Origin of the sequence: Nocardiopsis sp. YSL2, assembly GCF_030555055.1 — a bacterium.
Lineage (GTDB): Bacteria > Actinomycetota > Actinomycetes > Streptosporangiales > Streptosporangiaceae > Nocardiopsis.
Genome location: NZ_JAMOAO010000001.1, coordinates 6110954 through 6135077, shown reverse-complemented (window position 1 = coordinate 6135077; position 24124 = coordinate 6110954). Strand labels below are relative to the sequence as shown.

At 71.0% G+C, this 24124-nt stretch carries 19 protein-coding genes and 1 pseudogene; 15 read left to right on the top strand and 5 right to left on the bottom strand.

Going from position 1 to position 24124, the window contains the following annotated elements; translation table 11 throughout:
- Positions 1-11 precede the first annotated feature (11 nt).
- Both M1P99_RS27010 and M1P99_RS27005 read left to right on the top strand, forming a co-directional pair.
- The gene (locus M1P99_RS27010; RefSeq protein WP_304455403.1) at positions 12-1364 is read left to right on the top strand and encodes an MFS transporter; all 1353 of its coding nucleotides are present in this window, start codon (positions 12-14) and stop codon (positions 1362-1364) included.
- A gap of 83 nt (positions 1365-1447) precedes the next feature.
- Positions 1448-3169: a hypothetical protein gene (locus M1P99_RS27005; protein ID WP_304455402.1), complete on the top strand. Its 1722-nt coding sequence runs from the start codon at positions 1448-1450 to the stop codon at positions 3167-3169.
- Between the two features lie 94 nt (positions 3170-3263).
- Here M1P99_RS27005 and M1P99_RS27000 read toward each other — a convergent pair whose 3' ends face one another.
- Positions 3264-3836 carry a helix-turn-helix domain-containing protein gene (locus tag M1P99_RS27000; RefSeq protein WP_304455401.1) on the bottom strand — a complete coding sequence of 191 codons (573 nt, stop codon included), beginning with the start codon at positions 3834-3836 and terminating at the stop codon, positions 3264-3266.
- A gap of 138 nt (positions 3837-3974) precedes the next feature.
- On the opposite strand from M1P99_RS27000, the gene M1P99_RS26995 reads away from it, so the two are divergent.
- The 3 genes from M1P99_RS26995 to M1P99_RS26985 are packed head-to-tail and all read left to right on the top strand — an operon-like array spanning position 3975 to position 8784.
- Positions 3975-4709: a bifunctional 2-polyprenyl-6-hydroxyphenol methylase/3-demethylubiquinol 3-O-methyltransferase UbiG gene (locus M1P99_RS26995; protein ID WP_304455400.1), complete on the top strand. Its 735-nt coding sequence runs from the start codon at positions 3975-3977 to the stop codon at positions 4707-4709.
- A complete protein-coding gene (locus M1P99_RS26990) occupies positions 4706-8029 on the top strand; it encodes a DEAD/DEAH box helicase (protein WP_304455399.1) in 3324 nt (1107 codons plus the stop codon). Before M1P99_RS26995 ends, M1P99_RS26990 begins: the two co-directional genes overlap by 4 nt.
- On the top strand, positions 8026-8784 hold the full coding sequence (locus tag M1P99_RS26985) for an SWIM zinc finger family protein (RefSeq protein WP_304455398.1): 759 nt from the start codon (positions 8026-8028) through the stop codon (positions 8782-8784). The genes M1P99_RS26990 and M1P99_RS26985 overlap by 4 nt, the downstream gene beginning before the upstream one ends.
- Before the next feature lie 10 nt (positions 8785-8794).
- On the opposite strand, the gene M1P99_RS26980 is transcribed toward M1P99_RS26985, so the two are convergent.
- A complete protein-coding gene (locus M1P99_RS26980) occupies positions 8795-9937 on the bottom strand; it encodes a hypothetical protein (RefSeq protein ID WP_304455397.1) in 1143 nt (380 codons plus the stop codon).
- A 905-nt stretch (positions 9938-10842) separates the two neighbouring features.
- Here M1P99_RS26980 and M1P99_RS26975 point away from each other — a divergent pair.
- The 3 genes from M1P99_RS26975 (at position 10843) to M1P99_RS26965 (ending at position 15482) form a co-directional block, all read left to right on the top strand.
- Positions 10843-11253, top strand: coding sequence for a hypothetical protein (locus M1P99_RS26975; RefSeq protein ID WP_304455396.1), 411 nt, complete (start codon positions 10843-10845; stop codon positions 11251-11253).
- A 174-nt stretch (positions 11254-11427) separates the two neighbouring features.
- On the top strand, positions 11428-12441 hold the full coding sequence (locus tag M1P99_RS26970; RefSeq protein WP_304455395.1) for an SEC-C domain-containing protein: 1014 nt from the start codon (positions 11428-11430) through the stop codon (positions 12439-12441).
- A 551-nt stretch (positions 12442-12992) separates the two neighbouring features.
- Positions 12993-15482, top strand: coding sequence for an alpha-L-arabinofuranosidase C-terminal domain-containing protein (locus M1P99_RS26965; RefSeq protein ID WP_304455394.1), 2490 nt, complete (start codon positions 12993-12995; stop codon positions 15480-15482).
- On the opposite strand, the gene M1P99_RS26960 is transcribed toward M1P99_RS26965, so the two are convergent.
- Entirely contained in the window at positions 15466-15813 is a 348-nt protein-coding gene (locus M1P99_RS26960; protein ID WP_304455393.1) for a DNA/RNA helicase domain-containing protein, read from the bottom strand. The two genes, M1P99_RS26965 and M1P99_RS26960, sit on opposite strands and share 17 nt — an antisense overlap.
- A gap of 307 nt (positions 15814-16120) precedes the next feature.
- On the opposite strand from M1P99_RS26960, the gene M1P99_RS26955 reads away from it, so the two are divergent.
- Positions 16121-16477, top strand: a complete 357-nt coding sequence (locus tag M1P99_RS26955) for a cupin domain-containing protein (RefSeq protein ID WP_304455392.1) — start codon at positions 16121-16123, stop codon at positions 16475-16477.
- 136 nt (positions 16478-16613) lie between these two features.
- On the opposite strand, the gene M1P99_RS26950 is transcribed toward M1P99_RS26955, so the two are convergent.
- Entirely contained in the window at positions 16614-16988 is a 375-nt protein-coding gene (locus M1P99_RS26950) for a cyclic nucleotide-binding/CBS domain-containing protein (RefSeq protein WP_304455391.1), read from the bottom strand.
- A 264-nt stretch (positions 16989-17252) separates the two neighbouring features.
- On the opposite strand from M1P99_RS26950, the gene M1P99_RS26945 reads away from it, so the two are divergent.
- Entirely contained in the window at positions 17253-17540 is a 288-nt protein-coding gene (locus M1P99_RS26945) for a hypothetical protein (RefSeq protein ID WP_304455390.1), read from the top strand.
- 82 nt (positions 17541-17622) lie between these two features.
- On the opposite strand, the gene M1P99_RS26940 is transcribed toward M1P99_RS26945, so the two are convergent.
- Positions 17623-18594 (bottom strand): HNH endonuclease, encoded by a 972-nt coding sequence (locus M1P99_RS26940; RefSeq protein WP_304455389.1) that lies wholly within the window; start codon positions 18592-18594, stop codon positions 17623-17625.
- Between the two features lie 564 nt (positions 18595-19158).
- Between M1P99_RS26940 and M1P99_RS26935 the strand changes: the two genes are divergently transcribed.
- From M1P99_RS26935 to M1P99_RS26920, 5 genes and pseudogenes are all read left to right on the top strand, one after another.
- Positions 19159-19548 (top strand): hypothetical protein, encoded by a 390-nt coding sequence (locus M1P99_RS26935; RefSeq protein ID WP_304455388.1) that lies wholly within the window; start codon positions 19159-19161, stop codon positions 19546-19548.
- A pseudogene (locus M1P99_RS28685) lies at positions 19545-19826 on the top strand (caspase family protein); the annotation flags it as partial. The gene M1P99_RS26935 and the pseudogene M1P99_RS28685, both read left to right, overlap by 4 nt.
- A 169-nt stretch (positions 19827-19995) precedes the next feature.
- Positions 19996-21474: an RDD family protein gene (locus M1P99_RS26930; RefSeq protein ID WP_304455387.1), complete on the top strand. Its 1479-nt coding sequence runs from the start codon at positions 19996-19998 to the stop codon at positions 21472-21474.
- Between the two features lie 227 nt (positions 21475-21701).
- Positions 21702-22568, top strand: a complete 867-nt coding sequence (locus tag M1P99_RS26925) for an acetylxylan esterase (RefSeq protein WP_304455386.1) — start codon at positions 21702-21704, stop codon at positions 22566-22568.
- A gap of 82 nt (positions 22569-22650) precedes the next feature.
- Positions 22651-24123 carry a carboxylesterase/lipase family protein gene (locus M1P99_RS26920; protein ID WP_304455385.1) on the top strand — a complete coding sequence of 491 codons (1473 nt, stop codon included), beginning with the start codon at positions 22651-22653 and terminating at the stop codon, positions 24121-24123.
- Position 24124 lies beyond the last annotated feature (1 nt).

Here is a 24124-nt window from a genome sequence, read left to right as displayed (position 1 = left end):
GGAGGACACTCATGAGCACCGACACCGGAACCCTCCGGGCCGGCCGGCTGGGCCGATGGTTCAGCGGTCCCCGCCGCGCGATCATCGTCAGCTCGATCGGCACCTCCCTGGAGTGGTACGACTACTTCCTCTACGGCACCGCCGCCGTGCTCGTCTTCCGCCAGCTGTTCTTCCCCGACGCCGACCCGGCCACCGGGCTGCTGCTGTCGCTGGCCACCTTCGGCGTCGGCTTCGCCTCCCGGCCGGTCGGCGCCATGCTGTTCGGACACTTCGGCGACCGGATCGGCCGCAGGGACGTCCTGGCCGCGACCTTCCTGGTCATGGGTACCTCCACCTTCCTCGTGGGACTGCTGCCGGGGTACGCGAGCATCGGCGTGGTCGCACCCGTCCTCCTGGTCCTGCTGCGCGTGATCCAAGGGCTGAGCCTGGGCGGACAGTGGGGCGGCGCCGTCCTCATGGCGATGGAACACGGCACGCGGGAGCGCCGGGGGGTCACCTCCAGCTGGGTGCAGGTCGGCGTCCCCGTCGGCAACATCCTCTCCACCGGCCTGCTGGCGCTGGCCGCCGTCCTGCTGCCCAACGAGGCCTTCCTGGAGTGGGGCTGGCGGGTTCCGTTCCTGCTCTCGGGCGGGCTGGCCCTGATGGGCCTGTGGATCCGGCGCGGGCTGACCGAGTCACCGGAGTTCGAAGCGATGGGCGAGCCGTCCCGCACGCCCCTGCTGGAGGTCCTGCGCACCCACCCCCGGGCGCTCGGATCGGCCTTCCTGGCCCGCATCGGCAGCGACGTGGTGTTCTACGTCTTCACCTTCTACCTGCTCACGTACCTGGAGTCGCAGCTCGGCATGGAACGGAGCGTGGGCCTGACGGTGGTCGTGATCGCCTCGGCGGTGCAGCTGCCGCTGCTGGTGCTCTACGGCCGGATCTCCGACCGGTGGGGCAGACGCCGGGTGTACGCGTTCGGTGCCATCGGCTCCGGCGTGTGGGTGTTCGCCTTCTTCCCGCTGCTGGACACCGGCGTGTTCTGGATCATCACCGCGGCCGTGGTGGGCGGGATCGTCTTCGAGGCCGCCATGTACGGACCGCAGGCCGCGTTCATCGCCGAGCTGTTCGCCCCCCGGGTCCGCTACAGCGGCACCGGGCTGGGCTACCAGGTGGCGGGGGTCCCCAGCGGCGCGCTGGCGCCCATCGTGGCGGTCATGCTGTTCCAGTGGTTCGGCAGCGCCCAGGCCGTGGCCTGGTACGTCGTGGCGTCCGTGCTGGTCACCCTGGTGGGCCTGGCCCTGTCCCCGGGGCCCTGGCGGGGGCCGTCCGCGCCGCCCGGGCAGCCCGCCGCGCGGGTTCCGCTGACCCGTGACGCGCCGTGACGGGACGACCGGCCACCCCGATGACGGGGCGGAGGATCGGGCGATCGGCTGTGCACGCGGGGTGACGGCCCTAGGGTGGTGCCATGGACCGTGTGGAAGCGCTGGACGCCCACCTGCGGAGCATGTCGACGGAGCGGGTCGCGCGTCTCGTCGCCACCCTGCCCGACTCCGCCATCGACCTGCACTGCTGGAGCGCCGTCCTGGAGCGGATCGCCATCCTGGCCTACCGGCCGACCGTGGTCGAGCAGCTCAACCTGGCACAGCAGCAGCTGCTCTACGCGATCGCCACCGTCGCCGAGGACCAGAACGGGCTCAGACGGCCGCCGCCGACCCTGGACTCGGGTGCGGGGACGGCCGAGCTGGGGCCGGTCTCGCTGGACGCGGTCCTGGAACGGGTCGGGGCGCGGTCTCCGGGGCGGGCGCGGCAGCGGGCCGAAGCCGAACTCGACCGGTTGGTCGACCTGGCGATCCTGTGGCCGGACGGCCGTGAGGGCTTCCACCTGGCCGACGACTTCGCCGCCCAGTTCGGGTCCGAGCGCACCCCGCCGGACCTGCGCACCGTCGCGGAGGGGCTCGACGCGGCCGACCTGCACCGCATGGCCAAGGCCCTGGGCCTGGACGACCCCGCGGACCGGCACGTCCTGACCGCCGACATCGCGGCCCTGCTCACCGACGAGACGCGGGTGGGGCTCCTGCTCGAAGAAGCGCCCGCCGGGACGGCGCGCTTCGCGCACTTCCACGCCCTGCACAGCATGGTCGTGCGCGCTCCCGCGCCGGGGCACCGGCATGTGGACTGGCTGACCGAACGCGGTCTGATGGTCCCCGTCGGCGACCACGGGGTGATGGTTCCGCGCGAGGTCGCCCTCGTGCTCAGGGCGCGCTACCCGGCCCCCTTCTCACCGGAACCGCCGGTCCTGGTGGGGCCGGTGTCCGACCGGGAGTCCGACCGGGGACCCGAACGCGGCGCGGCGGCCGGTGAGCGGGCGGTGGCGGCCCGGTCCCAGGAGGCACTGGTCGCGCTGCTGGACGCCGACGACCACCTGGTGGCCGCCCTCAGCGTGTGGCCGCTGGTCCTGGGTACCGACGGCGTCCAGGACCACCCGGCGCTGCGCGAGGAGCTGACGGCCGCCGGCACCCACCCGGACGTCATCCGCGTCTGGGTCGAGGCGGGCGGCATCACCGGGCTGCTCAGCGCGCGCGGCGGGGAGGTCGGACTGTCCGCGCAGGCCTCCACCTGGGCGGGACTGCCGCCCGAGTCACGGATCGCGGCGCTGCTGGGGGCCTGGACGCAGATACCCGACACGGCGCTCTGGTGGCCCTCGCCCGAGGAGCCGCTGCCGAAGAAGCGCGCGGCGGGCGTCAGGCGGGCCCTCGCCCTGGCCCTGGGGGACGCCCCCGAGGGCATGAGCCTGGGCGCGGTGTCGGAGAACCCGCAGTACAGGCGGGTCCTGGGCTGGGAGCCGCACGGGGCGCAGCGGTGGCTCGTGGACACCGTGCAGTGGCACCAGCCCTTCGTCGGGGCGGACACCGACGCCACCGACCGCGTCCTGCGCGCGCTGCACGAGGCGGAACGGCTCGGACTCGTCGCCTACGGGACGCCCACGATGCTCGGGCGCGCCCTGTCGGCGTGGTGCCGGGGCGGAGGGGAGGAGCAGGTGGCGGACGCGGCCTGGGCGGCGCTGCTCGGCCGCGACGGTGTCGGGGAACCGCGGCCCGAGGAGGAGGGCGGCGCGGTCATGCAGGGGCCCGCCGAGTGCAGGGAGCGGGCCCTGGCCATGGAGATCCACGCCCTGCTGGGGACCTGAGCGGGGCGGCCGGACCCGGATGCGGGTCCGGCCGCGTCGTCCCGGTCCGGCCCCGGATTCGGCGCGTGCGCAACGAACCGCACGGCGGGGGACGTCACGTGGCGCGGGCCCGGAGGTGGGCCCGCTCCCCCTGGCGGCCGAACAGGACGAGGAGCTCCACGGTCCGCTCGTCGTCGGGGCCGAGCCAGTGCGGCACGTGGGTGTCGAACTCGGCGGCCTCGCCGGGCTTGAGGATCACGGTCCGCTCGCCCAACAGCAGGCGGAGCCGACCGGCGAGGACGTAGACCCACTCGAAGCCCTCGTGGGTCCTGAGCCGGGGTTCGGTCTCGGGCCGGGGCGGGATGAGGAGCTTGTGGGCCTGGACGCCACCGGGACGGCTGAGCGGTACGAAGGTCATGCCGTCGCGCGTGACCGGCTTGAGGTGGATGCGCGGGTCCCCGGTGCGGGGCGCGCCGACCAGCTCGTCCAGGGGCACGGCGTAGATCTCGGCGAGCGGCAGCAGTATCTCCAGGGTCGGCCTGCGTGTGCCCCCTTCGAGGCGGGAGAGCGTGCTCTCGTTGATGCCGGTGCGCTCGGTGAGGTCGGCCAGCGTCAGGCCGTGGCGGTGGCGCAGCCGCCGCAGACGCGGCCCGACCGCGGCCAGTCTGTCCTGCTTCTCGGTGCCCATACCCGCCAGCATGCTGAAACGGCATGAGGCTTTGCAACTCCAGCAGCCGGTGGCGCAGTCTCGTACCAACGGCCGGGCACCGGCCCGGTCACCGGCCCCGCAGCCGTGGCCCGACCACCCGCACCCGAAAGGCCCCGCATGAACAGCGCCAACGACTCCGCGTCCTTCTGGGAGAACCACTACGCCGGCATGGACGCACAGTGGGGCACGACGCCCAACGTCGTCCTGGCCGACCTGGTCGCAGACCTGGCCCCCACCCCGGCAACAGCCCTGGACCTGGGCTGCGGACACGGCGGCGACGCACTCTGGCTCGCGGTCCGCGGCTGGGACGTCACCGCCGTCGACGTGTCGCGGACCGCCCTGGACCGGGTGGTCGCGGGTGCCGCGGCCACGGGCGTCGCCGACCGGGTCCGCGCCGAGCGACACGACCTCGCCGCGACCTTCCCCGACGGCACCTACGCGCTGGTCGCGGCCACCTACTTCCACACCCCGGTCACCATCGCGCGCGAAGACGTCCTCCGCCGGGCGGCCCGGGCCGTGGCGCCCGGCGGGCTGCTGGCCGTGATCGAACACGCCTCCGCGGCCCCCTGGTCGTGGCAGACCGGCCAGGACGTCCGCTTCCCCACGCCCGACGAGGTCATCGCCTCGCTGCGACTGACCAACGACTGGCACGTCGAGAGAGGCGAGGCACCCCAGCGCACCGCGACCGGTCCCGACGGGCGGACCGCGACCGTCACCGACAACGTCATCGCGCTCCGACGGGGTGGGTGGTCCACGGAGCGGACGGCGGAGGAGCGGGGCGGGGGAGCGCGGGCGGAAAGCGCCGGGATCGGCTGCGCCGGTACCGCGGAGTCGGCACACTGGAGGGCGTGACTCAACGACGCCTCGTCGAGGGGTTCTGGTCCGGCGACCGGCTCCTCCTGTGGGGCACGGACACCGCTCCGCCCCCGGCCGCCCCCGCTTGCGACGCACCGCCCGGACACTCCGACCCGGAGGCCCGATCCCACCCCTTCGCGATGACGGCCGACGACGTCCTGGCGCTCGCCGGTGTGCCAGGGACCGGAACGGACGTGGCGCAGGCCGTCCTGCGGCTGCCGGGCACCGCCGATCGTCCGGACCCGCCGCCGGACCCGCGAGCCCCCACGGGCGCGTCGGACGAGCCGCGGGAGCGGGCCGGCGCGTCCGAACCCGGCGCTCGGCCGGACGGCGCCGTCCTGAGTTCCTGGATCGTTCCCGCCGTGCGGCTGCACGGCGCCCAAGCCCTGGCGGTCCTGCGCCGGGCCCAGGACGCACCATGGGCGGGACCGGCACTCAGGGCCCTGGTGGTCCTGCTGCGCGCGGCCGAGCAGTACGCGGGCGCGGGGCGGGTGGTCCCTCAGGTGGTGGAGGAGGCCGAGTGCCCGTCCGCCCCACGTGACCGGGCCGCCGTCCACGCCCGGTGGCGGCCGGTGCTGTCGCCCGACGGGGCCTCCTGGCTGCGGTCGTACATCCGGAGCCTGCCCCCGTCGGCACGCGCCCACCACGCACCCCAGACCAGCGCGCGGCGGACGGGGGAGGCCGCCGTCACCGACACCCTCGGCGGACTGCGCCTGCTGGTCGACGCGCTGTGCCGGGAACGCCTGTCGGACAGGCACGCGGACGTCCCCGACGGGCACGGGACCCACCACCTGTGGCTGGAGGAGCTGACCTCCGCCGAAGGCTGCCTGTGCGCTTCGACCGGCACCGCGGGCCTGAACCGCCTCGACCGCTCGCTCCGCGCCTGGTTCACCCGGGTGGAGGAACACGTCGGCGGACTGCACCTGGCCTTCCGGCTGGTGGAGCCGCCACCGGACCCGTTCGGCGGCCCGGCCGTCGACATAGCTGATCGCGCGGGGGAGGCCGCGGCCGACGAGGCCGCGCGGGATCTGCCGACCCTGGCGGAGCACGCCACCGACCCGGGCTACCGGACCGGGACCGAGCCCGATCCCGGCTTCGAAGGGGACCCCGAACCCGAGCCGGACTGGTGCCTCCAGGTGTGGGTGCGCTCCACCGGCGACCCCTCCCTGATGCTGCCCCTGGACGAGGCCCTCGCGGACGCCGGGATCCCCTGGCTGCCGTACGACGCGGCCTCCGTCATCACCAGCGAACTCGACCGGGCCGCCCGGATCCACCCCGCCCTCAGCGGTCTGCGCGCCGCACCCCCGTCCGCGCGCCTCAACATCCCGTTCGAGGACGTGCCCGGGTTCCTCACCCGTGGCGCGCACGCCCTCGAAGGCGCGGGGTTCCGTGTCCTGCTCCCCTCCTGGCTGGGCAGGGCCGAGATCGGTACGGCGGTCCGGCTGAGCGAACGCACCGACGACCACCCGCATCCGGATCCGGCCGCCGACGGAGGCCTCACGCGATCACTGGTCGACTTCGACCACCGGGTCGCCATCGGCGGCACCGAACTGACCCGCGAGGAGCTCGACGCCCTCGTCCGGCTGAAGTCCCCACTGGTGCGGATGCGGGGCGAATGGGTGCACGTGGACCCCGCACGGCTGCGCCGCGCCGCCGCGTGGGCGGCCGACCGCGGCACCGGCACGGTACCGGTGGAGGAGGCCATGCGCATGCTCCTGCACATGGGAGCCGAGCCGGCCGGTACCGCCGAGACCCCGGGCGACCACCTCGGCGCGACGGCCGCGGTCCACGCCGACGGCGACCTCGGCGCCCTCCTCCAGGGCCGGGCCGAGGAAGCCTTCACCCCGATGGCCGAACCCCCCGGACTGGCCGCCCGCCTGCGCCCCTACCAGCGCCGCGGCGCGGCCTGGCTGCGCTACCTCGACCGGCTCGGGCTCGGCGCGGTCCTGGCCGACGACATGGGCCTGGGCAAGACCGTGCAGCTCCTGGCCCTGCTCGCCGACGAACGCGCCGACGGGCAGCGGCCCGCCCCGACCCTCCTCGTCTGTCCCACCACCCTGGTCGGCAACTGGCACAAGGAGGCCGAGCGCTTCACCCCCAAACTCCGCGTACACGTCCACCACGGCCCCACCCGGCCCCGCGGCGAAGCCCTGCGCGCCCTCCTGGAGACCACCGACCTGGTCGTCACCACCTACGGGGTGGTCCGGCGCGATCGCGACGACCTCGCCGCCCAGACCTGGCGACGGGTGGTGTGCGACGAGGCCCAGGCGATCAAGAACGCCCGCACCGACCAGTCCAGGGCCGTCCGCGCCATCCCCGCCACCGGACGCGTCGCCCTGACCGGCACCCCCGTGGAGAACCACCTCGGCGAACTGTGGTCGGTCATGGAGTTCGCCAACCCCGGCCTGCTCGGCCCACGCGAGGCGTTCACCAGCGGGATCGCCGCGCACATCCAGTCGCGCCCCGACAGCGAGCAGGGACGCGCCGCCACCGCGCGCCTGCGCCGGGTCACCGCGCCCTTCCTGCTGCGCAGGCTCAAGACCGACCCCGCCGTCATCACCGACCTGCCCGACAAGCAGGAGATGAAGGTGTGGTGCACACTCACCACCGAGCAGGCCGCCCTGTACCGCGCGGTCGTGGAGGAGATGACCCGCAGTATCCGCGAGGCGACCGGCATCCAGCGCAAGGGCCTGGTCCTCAAGACCATGACCCGGCTCAAACAGGTGTGCAACCACCCCGCCCACCTGCTCGGCGACGGCTCCCGCCTGCGCGGCCGCTCCGGCAAGCTCACCCAGCTCGAACACCTGCTCGGCGAGATGGTCGGCGAGGGCGACAAGGCCCTGTGCTTCACCCAGTACACCGAGTTCGGGGAGAGACTCGCCCCCTACCTGCGCGAGAGGCTGGACACCGACGTGCTGTGGCTGCACGGAGGCGTGTCCCGGCGCCGACGCGAGGAACTCGTCGAGCGCTTCCAGAACTCCGACGAACCCGCGGTGTTCCTGCTCTCCCTCAAGGCCGCCGGAACCGGCCTCAACCTCACCGCCGCGAACCAGGTCGTCCACGTCGACCGCTGGTGGAACCCGGCCGTGGAGGACCAGGCCACCGACCGCGCCCACCGCATCGGACAGCGGCGCACCGTCCAGGTCCGCAAGATGATCTGCATGGGCACCCTGGAGGAGCGCGTCGACGCGATGATCGAACGCAAGAAGCAGCTCAGTGACAGCGTCGTCGGCAGCGGGGAGCAGTGGCTCGGCGAACTCGGGGTGGAGGAGCTGCGCGAGGTCATCCGGCTCGCCCCCGAGGCGGTGACCGGATGAGCGCCTACGACTGGACCGACGACCGCCGATGGGGCGGGCGCTTCCTGGACCCGCTCCGCGAGACCGGCGACGGGCCGCGCTTCGCGCGCGGGCGGGTCTACGCCGGGCAGGGGCGGGTCACGGCGGTGACGATCACCCCGGGCGCGGTGCGCGCCGTCGTGGGCGGATCGCGCCCGTACACGGTGACCGTCCGCCAGCCCGCGGTGCCCCTCGACGTCCTCGTCCGGGCCATGCGCGCCATCGGGGCCGACCCGTACCTGCGCGACACCCTCCTGGCGGGCGAACCCGAGCCCGAGGTGGAGGACATCCTCGACGGCCATGGCGCCGTCCTCTTCCCCGAGCACCTGCACGACCTCCAGGCCCGGTGCACCTGCCCGGACCACGGCGACCCGTGCAAGCACGTCGCCGCGGTCCTGTTCACCCTGGCCGACACCTTCGACCGCGATCCGCTCGCCCTGCTGAACTGGCGGGGTGCCGACGACCACGTGCTCGCGGCCCTGGCGGTCGATTCCGGGGAACCCGCCGACGCGGAGCCAGGGGAGCCGGGACCGCTGTCGGTGGAACTGGAACCGCTGGTGGAGTGCGCCGCCGACTTCTGGACCGGGGCGGCGCCACCCCCGGTCCCGTCCTCGGCCGCCTACGATCCGCTGCCGCACTGGGACGCCGGACCACGGCCGGTCGTCGCCGCCCTGGGCCTCCTGTACGCGGCCCTACGGGAGGACGCGGCTCCGCCCGGAGAGACCTCGCGGGCCTGAACCCTGTGCCTCAGGCCCTGTCCCCCCGGCGCATCCCGAACGGGACGCCGAAGCCCGTCAGCCAGCCGCCCTCCTCCAACATCCGCAGCGCCTCCTGCGTGACCTCGTGGTCGGGGGCCGCCCGCGGCGGCCAACCGAAGTGCTCCGACAGCATCCCCCAGCTCGGCCCGTGGCCGTGCTCGTCACGGAAGGCGCCCACCCAGTCGGCGACCTCGGACTCCCGGCCCTCCACCAGCCCACGCGCGCGCTCGGGGACCGGCACGTCCTGCGGGGTGGTGGCCGGGGCGGTCATCGGGGGCGTGGGCGGCGGTACGGGCACGTGCGCCAAGGGGCGGGTGGCCTCGGTCAGACGCGCGACGACGTTCCCGTCCGTCATCCGGAAGCCCTCGATCCAGCCCAGCTCCTCCCAGCGCACCAGAAGGGACACGAGCTCGTCCGCCCCCGCGATACGGACCGCCGAGACGACCTGGTCCGCGGGCACGCTGATGTCGCCCTCGGGCGTGGCATGCGCGGCGACGTAGACGGCGGTCATCCGCATGCCGTTCGGCTTCTTGCGCATCTTCTTGTGGGACAGCGTGCGGCTCACCCAGCCCGAGGCACCCGAGCGGATGCCCTGCCCCACGCCCCACGGGTTGCCCTGGATGGTGGGCAGGCCGCACTGGGCCGGTGCCATGGCCTGGGCCTCGACCGCCTCCTCCGGTGTGGTGAGCAACCATCCCGGCTCGACCAGCCTCCGAACGGAGTCGTGCGGATCCTCCAGACGCAGGATGCGGAAGTCCTGGGCGGTGAGGTTCGCATACCCGCGGATCGCGCCGCGCAGCGCGCACGTCAGCGCGAGCAACCGGCTGTCGGGGTCGTCTCCGGCCCCGTCGGCCGCCACCTTGTCCCAGACCTGGTGCAGCAGCCGCCACTGCAGGAACGTGAACGGAGGCGTGCGACGCTTCTTCGGGGCGGTGTCCTGGCCGGCCTCCTCCCGTGGCCCGCGATCGGCCTTCTTCTGTCCCCACCCGGGAGGGATGGAGATGCCCTGCTCCTTGCAGCGCGTGCACGCCATGGCCGCGGCCAGGTCCTCGCCGGGCTTGTGGAACTGCAGAGGGGGGAGCGACGGGGACCGAGGGGCGGTCACACCGTCGGCTACGGAGTGTTGCGTCATGTCTTGGAGGATAGCGACGGCCGCCCCCACCTGTCCGGAGTCCGCGCAATCCGCTCCCGGGGCGATCGGAGGCGGGCCAGGTACCGCACGCCGCTCCTCCCTGGCCAGACCCTCGCAGTGCCTTTCGACCCTCGAAAGACGCGCACGTGGACCTGACCAGATCCACGTCCGCCCGTGCCCGTCGGGCGATCTGCCGACCGCGCTCCTGTGCCGGCCACGGGAACGCGCGGGCGACGTCCTCGCACGCCGCACGATGCCGCACCGCGCTCCGATCCCGTTCGTCGTCGGCGCACGCGTGGCGCGGGTGGTGCTCGACCAGCCGGTCCACGGGGACCGGCCGGTCGTCGAACGCGCCTCTCTCCAGTGCCAGCGCCCGGGCGTGCTCCCGCGCCGAACGCTCCAGTCGGCCACGGTTGGGATCGAAGGGAAAGGACGTGATGATCACAGGCGCCTCACAGCGGTCGCGTGACGACTTCCACTTCCATAGTCCGCCCATCCCGCCGATCCCGCTGAGAGCCTGTGGACAACTCAGAACCGGACCGAACATGTGCCCACACCGATGTACTCGCGAGGCCCCGGTCGGCCTGACATCGACGTCGATGTTGAGAATAAAGCAGTATGAGAAAAATGCGTATCCAAAGACGATTGGTCATGACTGGGGTCATTATTGGATTTGTGGATTGTTTTGCGGTGATCAAATATGGTCGGGGTGTCAACTGATTCGAGTCCTGCCCACTGGGTGTGCAGTGCCTTTGGCTTCAGAAAAACCGCAGGTCGCCCGGGAGGGGCTTCAAGTTTCCCGGACGGGCTTGTCTTCACACCTGAGCGGCCTGTCCTGGTCCGGTCAATGACCCGGGAACGATGTCCCTTGTCGGGCGGAAAACGTGCGGTCGATGATGGTGGATATGGCTTCCAAGAAGAACACCAAAGGCCTTGCGCGCTACTGGGGTGTGGCCGTCATTCTGTTTGCCCTGTTCGGATGGTTCCTGCCCGAGGTGGGGCCGATGTGGATCGCGGTCGCCTCGGCGGTCTCCGTCCTCTACGTCTGTTTCCAGGTGCCGTTGCCTTGCGGTGCATGGAACCGTGACCGGACCCGTTGCCGCAACAACGCCTCCGGTCTCCTGCCCGGATGCCGGATCGAACAGCACCGGTGGCAGACGGCGAAACTGATGCTGGCCTCCGGCGGATGGGGGGAGTTGCGTGCGAAGACTCTGGCCAGTTGGAAGAGGGCCCTGCCCGCATTCGTCGCCGGGGCCACGATCATCTCGGGGGTGGCCGCGGTCGCCCAACTGGCCGTCGCCGTGGCGGTCGCCTGAGCCGGCGCAGGCAGTGCCATCGGGGTGACCCGGGCTCTCCGCCCGTGCCGGGAGGGGAGCCCGTCCGTGCTTCTCGGACCGGGGTCGCCTCTGGTGCACCGCCGGAGATCCGTTTCTCGGTGGCGGATTCGGTGAACGGCTACCAGGACGGTGGGCGACACTTAACCTGGGGCCATGAACGACCGCGACACCGACCTCGCCCCGGCCCAAGACGACGCGGCCCTGTTGTCCGCGCTGCGGGAGCTGGAGCTGCCCGCCCGGCTGCTGCAGGACCTGCTGGCCCAGGCGCCGGATCACGCGGGTGAGGTCCTCCTGGACTTCGTCGGCGATGTCACAAGGGCGGGACGCACCGATCAGGCTCGGCGCGTCTTGGAGGTCCTACGGGCGTACCCGCCCACCTCCGAGGACCGTCAGTACGCCTCGATCGAACTCGCCCACCTGCTCCAGCGGAGCGGTGGGGAACAGGCGGTCGCCGAAGCCGAACGGATCACCGCCGAACTGCTCAGCCCAGGAGGATTGAGTTCAGGCCCGGCGGAGATGCTCGCCGAGGACCTGGAGGCAAGGGGTGAGCTGGCCGAAGCACTGCGGTGTCTCAACCTCGCCTCCCGCGACCTGCTCGCCGAACCGCCGGAGGAGCTGGAAGGCGTCGAAGCCCGGTACCTCACCGCGCTCATCCGACGATCGCGCGTGCGCGCGCAACTGGGCATGGAACTCGACGCACACGACGAAGTGGCCGTGGCGTCGGCACGTCGGCTTCTCGCGGAGACGTACGGCGACGTGGGCGAGACTCGGACGGAGGGCTCTGAGTCGGACCGGGCGGTGGAGGCGCTCTTTTCCCGGGAGGCCTTCGACGAGGCTCGTGTCCGGGGCCTGCTCACCGCCGAGGCCGCCGAGCACGGTGCGGACGCCTACTACCGCGCCGCCGACCGCCACCTGCGGGAACAAGTTCGCCAGGCCCCCGAGACACGGTGGAGCGTCGCACTTCACGGCGTGGCGGAGATCGAGGCCTTCGCGGAACAGACGGGGGCGGACCCGGCGGACCGTGCCACCGCGCTGAGCTGGAGCGAAGCCGAGATCACCGGGGACGACCCCCGGCTCGTGCCGTGGCCGCCCCAGCGCAACGAGACCTGCTGGTGCGGCTCGGCCCGCAAGTACAAGAAGTGCTGCGGAGCGCCGTCCAACCGCTGACCGTGCCCTCGGAAATGGTGTGTCCGCCCCGGTGAAAGGCTCAGACCGGTCGGCGGTCGGCGGTCGGCCGGCACGGGCGGCCTCCTGCGGCTCGACCTCGATCGGTGACGATCAGCGACGTGGCGGTGGTGAAGGCCAGGACCGGTTCGGCCGGGCAAGGCTGTCCGGGCGGACCGGGTGGTCGAAGGAGTGTGCGGGGCTCAGTGAGCGCCGTCGCGCATCGGTTTACCGCCACGCGGTGTGTGTACGGATTTCACCCACCGAACCCCCCTTGACACTCGCGTCGTTTCGAAGCTATATCTAGAAAAATGCCGCATTAGACCGAACCCTATCTCCGTCGAATCAGTATGTTAGCGCTAACACAAGAATGAGGAATGCCATCAAAGGGTCGCGCAAGGCATGCGCCGAGCCCGCGATGAATGACGCCCGAATTCGCCGATGACCCCTTGCCACTGCGACTCCACGAACCCCGCAACCGCCGACCGCACCCCGTTGGCGGCACACCCCCCGGAGGAAACTTGCGAGCGAACCCAAGGAGATCGGCGCGCACCATGTGCGCGCTGCTCACCGGACTGCTGTGCGTCGTGTCCACGGCGTCCCCCGCGTCGGCGGCGACCGACTACAGCATCGACATCGACCTCTCCGCCGCCGGGCCGCAGATCAGCGACCACATGTACGGCATTTTCATGGAGGACATCAACCACGCGGCCGACGGCGGACTGTACGCCGAACTGGTGCAGAACCGCTCCTTCGAATACAGCACCGCGGACAACGGGAACTACACCCCCATGACCGCATGGGAGGAGGTCGGTGCCGGAAACACCAACAGCGAGGCGAGGGTGGTGAACAACGCCGGTCGGCTCAACGAGCGCAACCGCAACTACCTTAGGATCGTCCTGCCTTCCGACGGTAGCGAATACGGGGTCGTGAACAGCGGATATTCCACCGGGATCACCGTCACGGAGGGGGAGGAGTACGACTTCTCGGTCTGGGTGAAGGCCCCGGGCCGCCCGGACCCGCTGACCGTGCGGCTGCACGACGCCCAGGGCGAGCCGCTGGCCGAGCCGCTGTCCCTGGAGGTCCGGGGCGACTGGGCGCAGTACACCGGCACGCTGACCGCGACCGCCTCCAGCACCACCGGACGGCTGGCGGTCACCGGAAGCGGTGGCGGCGTGCTGGACCTGGACATGGTCTCCCTCTTCCCCCGCGAGACCTTCAACGGCCACGAGAACGGCCTGCGCGCGGACATCGCCGAGAAGATCGCCGCACTGGACCCCGGCTTCGTCCGCTTCCCCGGCGGCTGCCTGGTCAACACCGGCAGCCACGAGGCCTACGAGGCCCCCGACTGGCCGCGCGAACGCTCCTTCCAGTGGAAGGACACCGTCGGGCCCGTCGAGGAGCGCGCGACCAACCACAACTTCTGGGGCTACAACCAGTCCTACGGACTGGGCTACCACGAGTACTTCCAGTTCGCCGAGGACCTCGGCGCCATGCCGCTGCCGGTCGTGCCCGCCCTGGTCACCGGCTGCGGCGAGAACCAGGCCACCGACGACCCCGAGCTGCTGGAGCGACACGTCCAGGACACCCTTGACCTCATCGAGTTCGCCAACGGCCCGGCCGACTCCGAGTGGGGCGGCGTGCGCGCCGAGATGGGCCACCCCGAGCCGTTCGGCCTGACCCACGTCCAGGTCGGCAACGAGGAGAACCTGCCCGACGCCTTCTTCGAGCGGTTCCTGCGCTTCCGAGACGCCATCGAGGCCGAGTACCCCGACATCACCGTGGTCAGCAACTCCGGGCCGGCCTCCGGCGGCGCGGTCTTCGAGCGCGCGTGGGAGCTCAACCGCGAGCACGGCGTCGACATGGTCGACGAGCACTACTACAACTCGCCCGCCTGGTTCCTGGCCAACAACGAGCGCTACGACTCCTACGACCGCGAGGGCCCCGACGTCTACCTGGGCGAGTTCGCCTCACAGGGCAACCGGTTCTCCAACGCCCTGGCCGAGGCCGCCTTCATGACGGGGCTGGAGCGCAACGCCGACGTGGTGCGGATGGCCTCCTACGCCCCGCTGCTGGCCGCCGACTGGTCCACCCAGTGGACCCCCGACATGATCTGGTTCGACAACAGCACCAGCTGGGGCTCGGCCAACTACGAGGTGCAGCGGCTCTTCTCCGCCAACACCGGCGACCAGGTCGTGCCCAGCACCGCTTCCGGGACCCCCGGTGTCGGTGGGCCGATCACCGGCGCCATCGGACTGTCCACCTGGAACACCAGCGCCGAGTACGACGACGTCCGGGTGACCTCCGCCGACGGCGAGACGCTGCTCCACGACGACTTCTCCGCCGGCGCCGACCAGTGGACCCACACCACCGATGTCGGCGACTGGACCGTCGAGGACGGCGCCTACGTCCAGACCGACCTCTCCGGTGAGAACACCATGGTCACCGCCGGCGACCCCGAGTGGACCGACTACGACCTGGAGGTGACCGCCACCAAGCGCGAGGGCGCCGAGGGCTTCCTCGTCGGGTTCGGCGTCCAGGGCACCGACGACTACTACTGGTGGAACCTGGGCGGGTGGAACAACACCCAGTCCGCGGTGGAGCAGGCCTCCGGCGGCGCGAAGAGCTCCCTCATCGCCGACGGCACCACCGTGGAGTCCGGCCGCGCCTACGACATCCGAGTCGAGGTGCGCGACCGCGACGTCACCCTCTACCTCGACGACGAGGAATGGGGCAGGTTCACCGCCCCCGAGCCCGAACCGTTCCGCCAGGTCGTCACCCGCGACGAGCAGACCGGCGAGCTCATCGTCAAGGTCGTCAACGCCCAGGACGAGGCGGCCCGCACGTCGATCGACCTGGGATCGGCCCAGGTGGAGCCCACTGCTGAGCTGACCGTCCTGGCGGCCGATCCGGCCGCCGAGAACACGGCGACCGACCGGCCCGTCAGCCCGGAGACCTCCACCATCGACGGTGTGGACAGCACCTTCACCCACACCTTCCCGGCGCACTCGGTCACCTTCCTGCGCATCACACCGGAGGAGTAACCCGCGACGGTACCGCGCCCGCCGGGCACCGCGAAGGCGGTGCCCGGCGGGCGGTCGCGTAGACGGAGCCATCCGCGATGCGGGCCCCACTCACCAGTTCGGCCTCCATCCCGGCCGACGAGGAAGCCGTACCCAGGGAGAAGTTCTCGTCCCCATCCCATCGGAGCGACCCACCGGGGGCCGGCCCGAGCAGACCAAGAACCCACTGTTCGTACAGGGCGCTGCCACCACAGCGGAACTGACCGGAGAGGTCGATGTGGTGGACCAGGTGGCCCTTCGCCACTGCATGCCGGTGGATGGTCTCCACGGTCCCTATCTCTCCCGGGCGCATCACCTGGTGCTATGAGAGAAGGGGCACCAGGGCCAGGGAGAACGCCCGCCCCGTCGGTAGTCGTGTGGTGCGTACCGAAGGAACCTCCTTGGTCAGCGCGTGGGTAGCGTGCGGTCGCACACGGCACCTGGTACAGGGCCCCGGGGGCATGGAAGGGCGCCTCCGGGCACATCCGGGCCGTGTGCCGCTTGCCGCCGGGCCCTCGAACAGATTGCATGGGGGTGACGTGCGCTTCGGCGGTCCGGGGCGGAGTCGGGACGGTCGGGGTGCACAGCCCTTCCGGAAAGCGCACGGAGAGGAGGAACGCATGGCCGACGACGCCCGCTGGAAGCTGATCTCGACGGGGCTCGACCAGCTCAGGGAGCAGACACCCTTCAAGGAGGGGCAGACCGCGTCCTCGCGACTGTTCTCCGACGAGGACGTGCGGGTCATGCACCTGGCGCTGGACGGGGGCGCCGAACTCAAGGAGCACACCGCCCCCTCACCGATCCTCGTCCAGGTCCTCGAAGGGCACATCCGGTTCGACATCGGGGACCAGAATCACGACCTCGGCCCCGGAGCGATGATCCACGTGGCGGGATCCGTCCCCCACGCGGTCACGGCCGTCAGCCCCGCGCGGATCCTGATCCACCTGCTGGACCCTCGGCGGCACACCCACCACTAGTGCTGCGGGCCGGGATCTTCACCGGAGGTGGAACCCAGAGGCGGTATGGGCGCCGAAATCGCTCCCAGTAGCAAGATCACGGCGAAGGCGCAGCACCGGTGAACCTCTTCCCTCACCGCACCCGGACGCCCACGCCTTAGGACGCCCACGCCTCCAGAGCGAGCAGGTTTCGCATCGACACCATGCCGACCATGCTTCCGTTCTCCACCACCGGAAGATGGCGGATACCCGCCTCCATCATCCGGCGGGCCACCTCCCGCGAGTCCTCCTCGAGGCCGGCGGTCTCGATCGCCGTCGACGCGTACTCGATGGCGCTCTCCGCGGCCGGGGCGTGTGCTTCGGCCAGCGCCCTCACCAGGTCCCGCTCCGTGATGATCCCGACGATCCGGTCGACGCCGAACACGGCCAGGGCGCCCACGTCCTCCTCCGCCATCCGTTGTGCCACATCGGCCAGCGGTTCGTCCGCCTGGCAGCCGAGGACCGTCGGACGGTAGATGTTGCTGATGAGCATGTCTCCCCCTCTGCTCCCGCGCTTCATGCCCGTGAGGCGGACAGCGCCGAAACGGTGCTCCGGTGCCGTCCTCGCGACACGGTGCCCGAACACGGACGACCCGTGCGGACCCGCGTCGGCGGGCAGGCTCACGCTTTCCCCTGTGCCATTCCCCGCTCGAGGCGGTTTCCCCCGGTACTCCACCTTCTTGCTACCCGTTCGGTGCACGAATACCACCGTCCCGGCCGGGCCGCGCGGATCGAAACGCACTCTCGGCATGGGCCCATGAACGGACTCACAGCGGAGCGGACCAGGGCCGTGTCCTCCCCGGCCACGGGCCTCGCCCGGGAGGGGCGGACCGGACGACCCGGGGCCCGTGCGGGGCCGGGCTCCGCGCGGGTGGAGCCCACCGCCGAGCTGACCGTCCTGCAGGCCGATTCGGCCGCCGAGAACACGGCGACCGACCGGCCCGTCAGCCCGGAGACCTCCACCATCGACGGTGTGGACAGCACCTTCACCCATACCTTCCCGGCGCACTCGGTCACCTTCCTGCGCATCACCCCGGAGGAGTAACCCGCGACGGCACCGCGCCCGCCGGGCACCGCAAAGGCGGTGCCCGGCGGGCGGTCGCGCTTCACTGGACGCCTCGGACCGGTCAGTCCGTTCGAAAGACTTCGCTCTGGTGCCAGGTCAGCGCTTCGAGGCTGGGGCGGTCCGCCTTCTTCGCGGGGAGGCGGATACGGACTCCATCCAGGCCCGTGTACTCCCGCGCGTCCGGGAAGTCCTCGTGCAACCTGGGACTGACCCGAACGGTCAGATTCGGGGACACGGTCAGATACCCGAGGTCGAAAAGCCGGTGCACGTCCGATCGCAGTAGCAGCCCGTTGTCGAGCCGGTGCAGTCCGCCTCTGGTGACCGGATGGATATGGGCGGCCTCCAAGACGGGGCGCACGCGCTGACCGGTGACGGCGCAGCTCTCCTGGTAGGCCTCCAAGAGGGCGAGTTTGAATGCTCCCTGCCCGAGCCGACGACGGGCGGGGCGGGCTTCGCCGAACATCGGGCCGCTCCGTCGCCAGGTGTCGGTCTCACCCGGCCCGTCCTCCTCGAGTGCCTTCTCCGTCGGTCGTCCCAGGATCCGTGCGGCGATCGGTGCGAAGTAGTTCGCGTGGGGGTCGTTCTCGATGTCGTCGTACCCCTTCCCCTGGACGAGGCTCTTGGCGAAGTCCGGAGGGGGAGCGAAGCTCTCGTTCTCGGGGAAGAACACCGGGTCGCGCAGCATGATGCAGCCGACGAGCGGATCCTCCCCGGACTGGATGGGGGCCATCCTGTTCTTCGCGCGGTAGCTGTTGATCGCCTCGCGCACCTCGGCGGCGCTGCTCCTTCCGTTGCCCTGCTCGAAGGTGGCCCAGGCCTCGGAGAGGGGCACACGGGCGAACCCGCTGAAGACGGCGCCGCCCACGATCTGATTCTGCGGAAAGTGGGTCTTGAACAGGAACAGGTCACCCAAGCCGATGCGCTTGAACAGACTGCCGGAAGAGGGACGCCAGAAGTTGATCTCGTCCAGGTGGGGGCGGCTGGAGAGGAAATCAGCCCATGCCTTGTCAGTGACCCCGACATATGCCTTCATGGTCGACATTATGGGGCTTTTCTGTCGCGAGTCTGACTGGTTGGGCGAGCACAGTGGTGCCGGCCAGCCACGTGATCCACATGCGTGTCCGGAAGTGGCCACTGGAATGTCGGGACCGGAGAAGTCGGAATCGGTTGCCAGCATCGATCTTCGAAAGGGTCTCCGGGCTCGAACGGCACCTGGGTGCGTCGGCGCACGGACGACTTCTGCGCCTCCCTGTCGACCTGGTCAGAGTTTCGTCTCCAGCTGCACGCCGACACCATGGGTGAGCCCTTCATCCATGGGGAGAGGTGAACGGTGGCCAGGGCGGGTCCTTCCGTATCGGCCACGCGAACGCCGGGTGAGCGAGGGCGGAGGGTGTGGTCGGTGAACTGATCTGCCGTGCCCGATGGTGAAGGCGGTGTTCCCCTGGGCGATGTTGTCGAGGCGGCCGACAGAGGGCGGGCTCTGGACGCAGTCCTTGTCGTGCCATTGACTCACATTAGGAGCAAAATGGGGCAATATGGGATATAAGACGTGTGGCGAGAGGGGACCGCGTCGCACTCTTCTGTAGGGGGCGACCTGATGGAGACCTCGTTGCAGATTCTCCTCACCGAGGAGGAGGCGCCTGCCGAGGAGCTCGAGGCACTGGCTGGACAGCTCAGACGCGAGCTCCTCCAGCTCGACGTGGACGACGTCACGCCGGTGCGGTCAGAGGGCGCTCCTCCAGGTGCACGTGGCTGGGACATGGCCCAGGTCGGGGCGCTTCTGGTGATCCTGAACCAGTCGGTCACCGCACTGGGCACGGTCGTCGGTGCCATCAGGCGCTGGCGCGACCGCTGCCGGGCCCGGCCGACGATTCGACTGGAGATCGACGGTGACGTCCTGGAGATCTCTGATACCTCTCCGGAACAGTCGGCACGCGCGTTCGAACTCTTCGCAGACCGCCACGTCACCACTGGTGACCGGTCATGAGCGACATCGACAGGCACGCCTTGATCGTCGCCACGGACACGTACACGAACGAAGGTCTCGACCACTTGCGCGCGCCCGGGCAGGACGCCCTGGTTCTGGCCGGTGTACTCGAGGATCCCGAGATCGGCGGATTCGACGTCGAGGTCGTGCGCAACGAGCCCGCGCACGCCATCCTTCGGCGAGTGGAGGACTTCTTCGCCGATCGCACCAGGGAGCACTCCCTGCTGCTGCACTTCTCCTGCCACGGCCTGAAGAACGCCTCCGGGGAGCTCTTCTTCGCCGCCACCGACACCCTTCCTGGGCGGCTCTCCTCCACCGCGGTGCCGGCCGACTTCGTACGCAGGTGCATGAACGAGGGAAGCACGCAACACCGTTCTGTTCCTCGACTGCTGCTATGGCGGTGCCTTCATGCAAGGTATGCGCACGCGCGCGAGCGGAGACGCCCACGTGTTCGACTCCTTCTCCGCCCGGGGATTCGACAGCGGACGCGGGTGGGCGGTGATCACCGCCTCCAACGCCATGGAGTACGCCTTCGAGGGAACGGAGCTGGCCGAGGATCACCAGGTACGGCCGTCTGTCTTCACCCGAGCACTCGCGGCCGGGTTGACGTCGGGTGAGGCGGACCTGGACGCGGACGGACTGGTGTCGATCAACGAACTCTACGACTACGTTTACGACGAGGTTCGTCGGGAGAACCCGCACCAGACGCCCAGTCGCAGCATCCACCTCCAGGGAGACCTCTACATCGCTTGCAGCAAGCGCCGCAGAACCGGGGGCGAGGGGCTGCCGGAGGCCCTCAGAGAAGCGGTCTCCAGCGCTGCCGCGGTAAGCCGACTGGGAGCAGTCTCCGAACTCCGGCGTTGCCTGGAGAGCCCGGACCTGGAGCTGGCGGAGGCGGCGTGCCGTGCCCTGCGCGGTCTGGTCCGCAATGACGTCAAGTCCGTGGCCGGGGAGGCCGCTCGTGCGCTGGAGGAGGTGTCGGTCCGTCCCTTGCCCGGGCTGTTGGACTTCGGTCGGGTCGGCCAGTTCCAGCCGGCACCGCACCAGCGGCTCGAGCTCCTGGGTCCTGCGCTGGCCCACGCCTGTATCCCACACCCTCGCGATGAATGGATTCATGCGGAGGCGATCGACGACACGTTGGACGTGTCGGTCGACACGGCTCGGCCGGGCAGACTGGAGGGCTCACTCACGCTCGAGGGGAAGGCCGGACAGGCCTCTGTGCCCGTGCGTGTGGAGGTGGTGCCCGCTTCGGTTCCCAGGTCGGTGGGCCAGGTACCGTTGCCGCCGCCGCGGACGACCCAGGGCCGTGTGGCCCGCGGACCGGTGGCCGTGGGGCCGACAACGGCCCCACGGTTCGCTCCCGTGCCGCCCTCACGACGGGCTTCGGCAGCCACACGTGTGGGACACCCCGAGTCGCAGCTGCCCCCATCCGTGCCAGGATCTCCGGTGACACCAGCCTCTCGTCCTCCACTCGTGGGCTTCGCCGAGAGATTGGCCGCACGGACCATCGACTATGTGCTCGTGTTCGTATTCGCGTGCGTGCTGGTCTTCACCGTGGCGATGTTCTGGGCGGCCGTCTCCGGTGGCGACGGCTCAGACGACGTGATGGCCAACGTCATGGCGGGTTTTTTCTTCCTGGGCTGGGGTGTGCTCCTGTTCCTCTACGACTGGTTGTTCCTGAGATTCGCCGGAGCCACGCTGGGGAAGATGCTTCTGCGGATCAGGGTCGTCGACACGAGAAGCGGCGGGCCGCTCTCCCACCGACAGGCGGCGGTGAGGGGCGCTGTCTTCGGCTTGCCGCAGACGATCCCGCTTCTCGGGAACCTCCTGGCGTTCTTCGAGTCCCTGGCGGCGCAGGCGGATCCCTGGAAGCGTGCCCTGCACGACAGGACTGCACGGACGCTTGTGATTCACGTCGACAGGTGAGCGTGGTCCCAGCACTCCAAAGAATCAGGGTCTGCGTGGGGTGGGGGCGGCCGTATCCGGTGTGAAGATCTCCAGGAGCTACCGTTCGGGAGATTGCACAAACTCCGGGGTCAAGGATTGCCGCGGTTGCGGAGAGACGACGGCCGGTTTTCTGGCGAGGATGTGAGCTCGAACCAGGTGGGACGGAGGCAGGAACCGCCCCACCGCGACGTCAGGAGCCACCCCCCATGGTCGCAAGACGACTGTTCGTTCCGCTGACCGCGCTCGTCCTCGCACTGTCAGGACCCGTGGGCGCGGCTGCCGCCCCCGTGCCCGCCGACGCCGACCTCGCCACTGAACCGGCCTCCGGCGGCTACGGTGCCCCCGGCCCCTACGCCACCGACGTGGAGGTCGGTGCGGTGACCACCCTGTACTACCCGCGCGACATCGCCGACAGCGACCGGCGCCACCCCGTGATCGTCTGGGGCAACGGCACGTTCGCCTTCCCGGTGGTCTACCGGGACCTGCTGCTGCACTGGGCCAGCCACGGCTTCATCGTCGCGGCCGCCAACACCCCGCAGTCCAACCTCGGCATCTCCATGCGGGCGGGCATCGACATGCTCGAGCGCAGGGACGCCGACCCCGGCAGTGAGTTCCACGGCCGGGTCGACCTGGACAACATCGGCGCGTCGGGCCACTCGCAGGGCGGTGCGGCCTCGATCGTGGTCGGGGACGATCCGCGGGTGGACACCGTTCTGCCGATCCAGCCCGGCCCCCTGGCCGACATCGACGACGTGGACGACCCGGCGCTGCTGCTGGCCGGACAGCGCGACAGCATCGTCTGGCCCTGGCTGGTCAAGCGCTTCTACAAGGACGCCGACCACATCCCAGCGATCTACGGCGAGGTCCGCGGCGCCAACCACTTCACGGTGGTCGGTGACCCCGGGCCGTTCGCCGCGCCCACGACCGCCTGGTTCCGCCTGCACCTGATGGGCGACCAGGGGGCCTACACGGAGTTCTTCGGACCCGGCTGCGGCATCTGCACCGACTCCGACACCTGGTCGGACGTGCGCCACAACGACCTGGCGGACGAGTTCACGCTCACCGCCCCGTGACCTGACCCCGTTCCCCCGTCGATCCCGCTCCCGGCCCCGGTGGCCGGGAGCGGTTCGCTGATCGTCCGTCGAAAGGACACTGATGCACACCATCGCGAGCACCCGGCAGGGCAAGGTGCGGGGCCAGGTCCGGGACGGGGTCGCGGCCTATCTCGGCATCCCCTACGCCGCGCCGCCCTTCGGCGCCCGCCGGTTCCGTGCCCCGGCTCCCGTCGAACCGTGGGAGGGGGTGCGGGACGCCCTGGAGTTCGGGCCGACCGCCCCCCAGCGCCCCTACCGGGCGCCGCTGGACCGGCTGATCCCCACGCCGCGCGTCCCCGGGGACGGATGCCTCAACCTCAACGTCTGGGCGCCCGACGGCGGCGATGGAGGCGACCGAGGGCGGCCGGTGATGGTGTGGATCCACGGGGGCTCGCTGCGCAACGGCTCGACGGCCCTGCCGCTCTACGACGGGTCGGCCTTCGCACGTGACGGTGTGGTGCTCGTGTCGGTCAACTACCGGCTCGGGGTGGAGGGCTTCGGGGTCTTCCCCGACGCCCCCGACAACCGCGGCCTGCTCGACCAGATCGCGGCACTGAGGTGGGTCCGCGACAACATCGCCGCCTTCGGAGGGGACCCGGACAGTGTCACCGTGTTCGGTGAGTCCGCCGGCGCCATCAGCATCGCGGCCCTGACCACCAGCCCCCACGCGCGGGGGCTGTTCCGTCGGGCCATCATGCAGAGCGGGGCACCGCACACCGTCTCGCGTGGTGAGGGTGCGAAGGCGGTGCGGCTGATGGCCAAGAGGCTGGGAGCGCCCGCCACGGCCGAGGCGTTCGCCGCGGTGGACCGCGAGCGGCTGCTGGACGTGCAGGACTCGGTGGTCGGTGGAGTCGATCCGATCGGCGGCGGGCCCGGCTTCCACATCGTGGTCGACGACGACGTGGTGCCGGCCGACCCCGCGCCTGCCGATGTCGATCTGCTGCTGGGCGCCAACCGGGAGGAGTACCGGTTGTGGTTCGTGCCGACCGGGGCGGTCGAGCGGATCAGCGGCCTCACCCTGCGTCTGGCGCTGCTGAAGTTCCGGATCCCGGGGCGCGTGGCGCGGCTGTACCGCTCCGGCCGGCCCGGGGCCACACCGGGGGAGATCCTCGGGGAGATGGCCACGGACATGCTGCTGCGCGGGCCCCTGAACCGGCTGGCGGACACACGGCTGGCCCCCTCGGCCCCCTCGGCCCCCTCGGACCTCTCGCACTCCTCGGGCGGGCGGCCCCAGGCGCCACGGACGTTCGTCTACGAGTTCGCCTGGCGCTCGCCCGTGCTCGACCTGGGCGCCTGCCACGCGCTGGAGATCGGCTTCGTCTTCGACACCCTGCGCTCCAGCCGGGAGCTGACCGGAACCGGTGCGCCCCAGCCGCTGGCCGACGCCGTGCACCGGGCCTGGGTGTCCTTCGCCGCCTCGGGAGACCCCGGCTGGGCCGACTGGTCGCGGCGGCGGCCGGTCATGGTCTTCGACCACCCGGACTCGGGGCCGGCCTTCTCTCCACGGGACGAGGAGCTGCGCGCGTGGCTCTGAC

Coding starts and splice junctions, on each gene's coding strand:
- M1P99_RS27010 (WP_304455403.1), top strand. CDS start 12: ATGAGCACCGACACCGGAACCCTCCGGGCCGGCCGGCTGGGCCGATGG.
- M1P99_RS27005 (WP_304455402.1), top strand. CDS start 1,448: ATGGACCGTGTGGAAGCGCTGGACGCCCACCTGCGGAGCATGTCGACG.
- M1P99_RS27000 (WP_304455401.1), bottom strand. CDS start 3,836: ATGGGCACCGAGAAGCAGGACAGACTGGCCGCGGTCGGGCCGCGTCTG.
- M1P99_RS26995 (WP_304455400.1), top strand. CDS start 3,975: ATGAACAGCGCCAACGACTCCGCGTCCTTCTGGGAGAACCACTACGCC.
- M1P99_RS26985 (WP_304455398.1), top strand. CDS start 8,026: ATGAGCGCCTACGACTGGACCGACGACCGCCGATGGGGCGGGCGCTTC.
- M1P99_RS26980 (WP_304455397.1), bottom strand. CDS start 9,937: ATGACGCAACACTCCGTAGCCGACGGTGTGACCGCCCCTCGGTCCCCG.
- M1P99_RS26975 (WP_304455396.1), top strand. CDS start 10,843: ATGGCTTCCAAGAAGAACACCAAAGGCCTTGCGCGCTACTGGGGTGTG.
- M1P99_RS26970 (WP_304455395.1), top strand. CDS start 11,428: ATGAACGACCGCGACACCGACCTCGCCCCGGCCCAAGACGACGCGGCC.
- M1P99_RS26965 (WP_304455394.1), top strand. CDS start 12,993: ATGTGCGCGCTGCTCACCGGACTGCTGTGCGTCGTGTCCACGGCGTCC.
- M1P99_RS26960 (WP_304455393.1), bottom strand. CDS start 15,813: ATGCGCCCGGGAGAGATAGGGACCGTGGAGACCATCCACCGGCATGCA.
- M1P99_RS26955 (WP_304455392.1), top strand. CDS start 16,121: ATGGCCGACGACGCCCGCTGGAAGCTGATCTCGACGGGGCTCGACCAG.
- M1P99_RS26950 (WP_304455391.1), bottom strand. CDS start 16,988: ATGCTCATCAGCAACATCTACCGTCCGACGGTCCTCGGCTGCCAGGCG.
- M1P99_RS26945 (WP_304455390.1), top strand. CDS start 17,253: ATGAACGGACTCACAGCGGAGCGGACCAGGGCCGTGTCCTCCCCGGCC.
- M1P99_RS26940 (WP_304455389.1), bottom strand. CDS start 18,594: ATGAAGGCATATGTCGGGGTCACTGACAAGGCATGGGCTGATTTCCTC.
- M1P99_RS26935 (WP_304455388.1), top strand. CDS start 19,159: ATGGAGACCTCGTTGCAGATTCTCCTCACCGAGGAGGAGGCGCCTGCC.
- M1P99_RS26925 (WP_304455386.1), top strand. CDS start 21,702: ATGGTCGCAAGACGACTGTTCGTTCCGCTGACCGCGCTCGTCCTCGCA.
- M1P99_RS26920 (WP_304455385.1), top strand. CDS start 22,651: ATGCACACCATCGCGAGCACCCGGCAGGGCAAGGTGCGGGGCCAGGTC.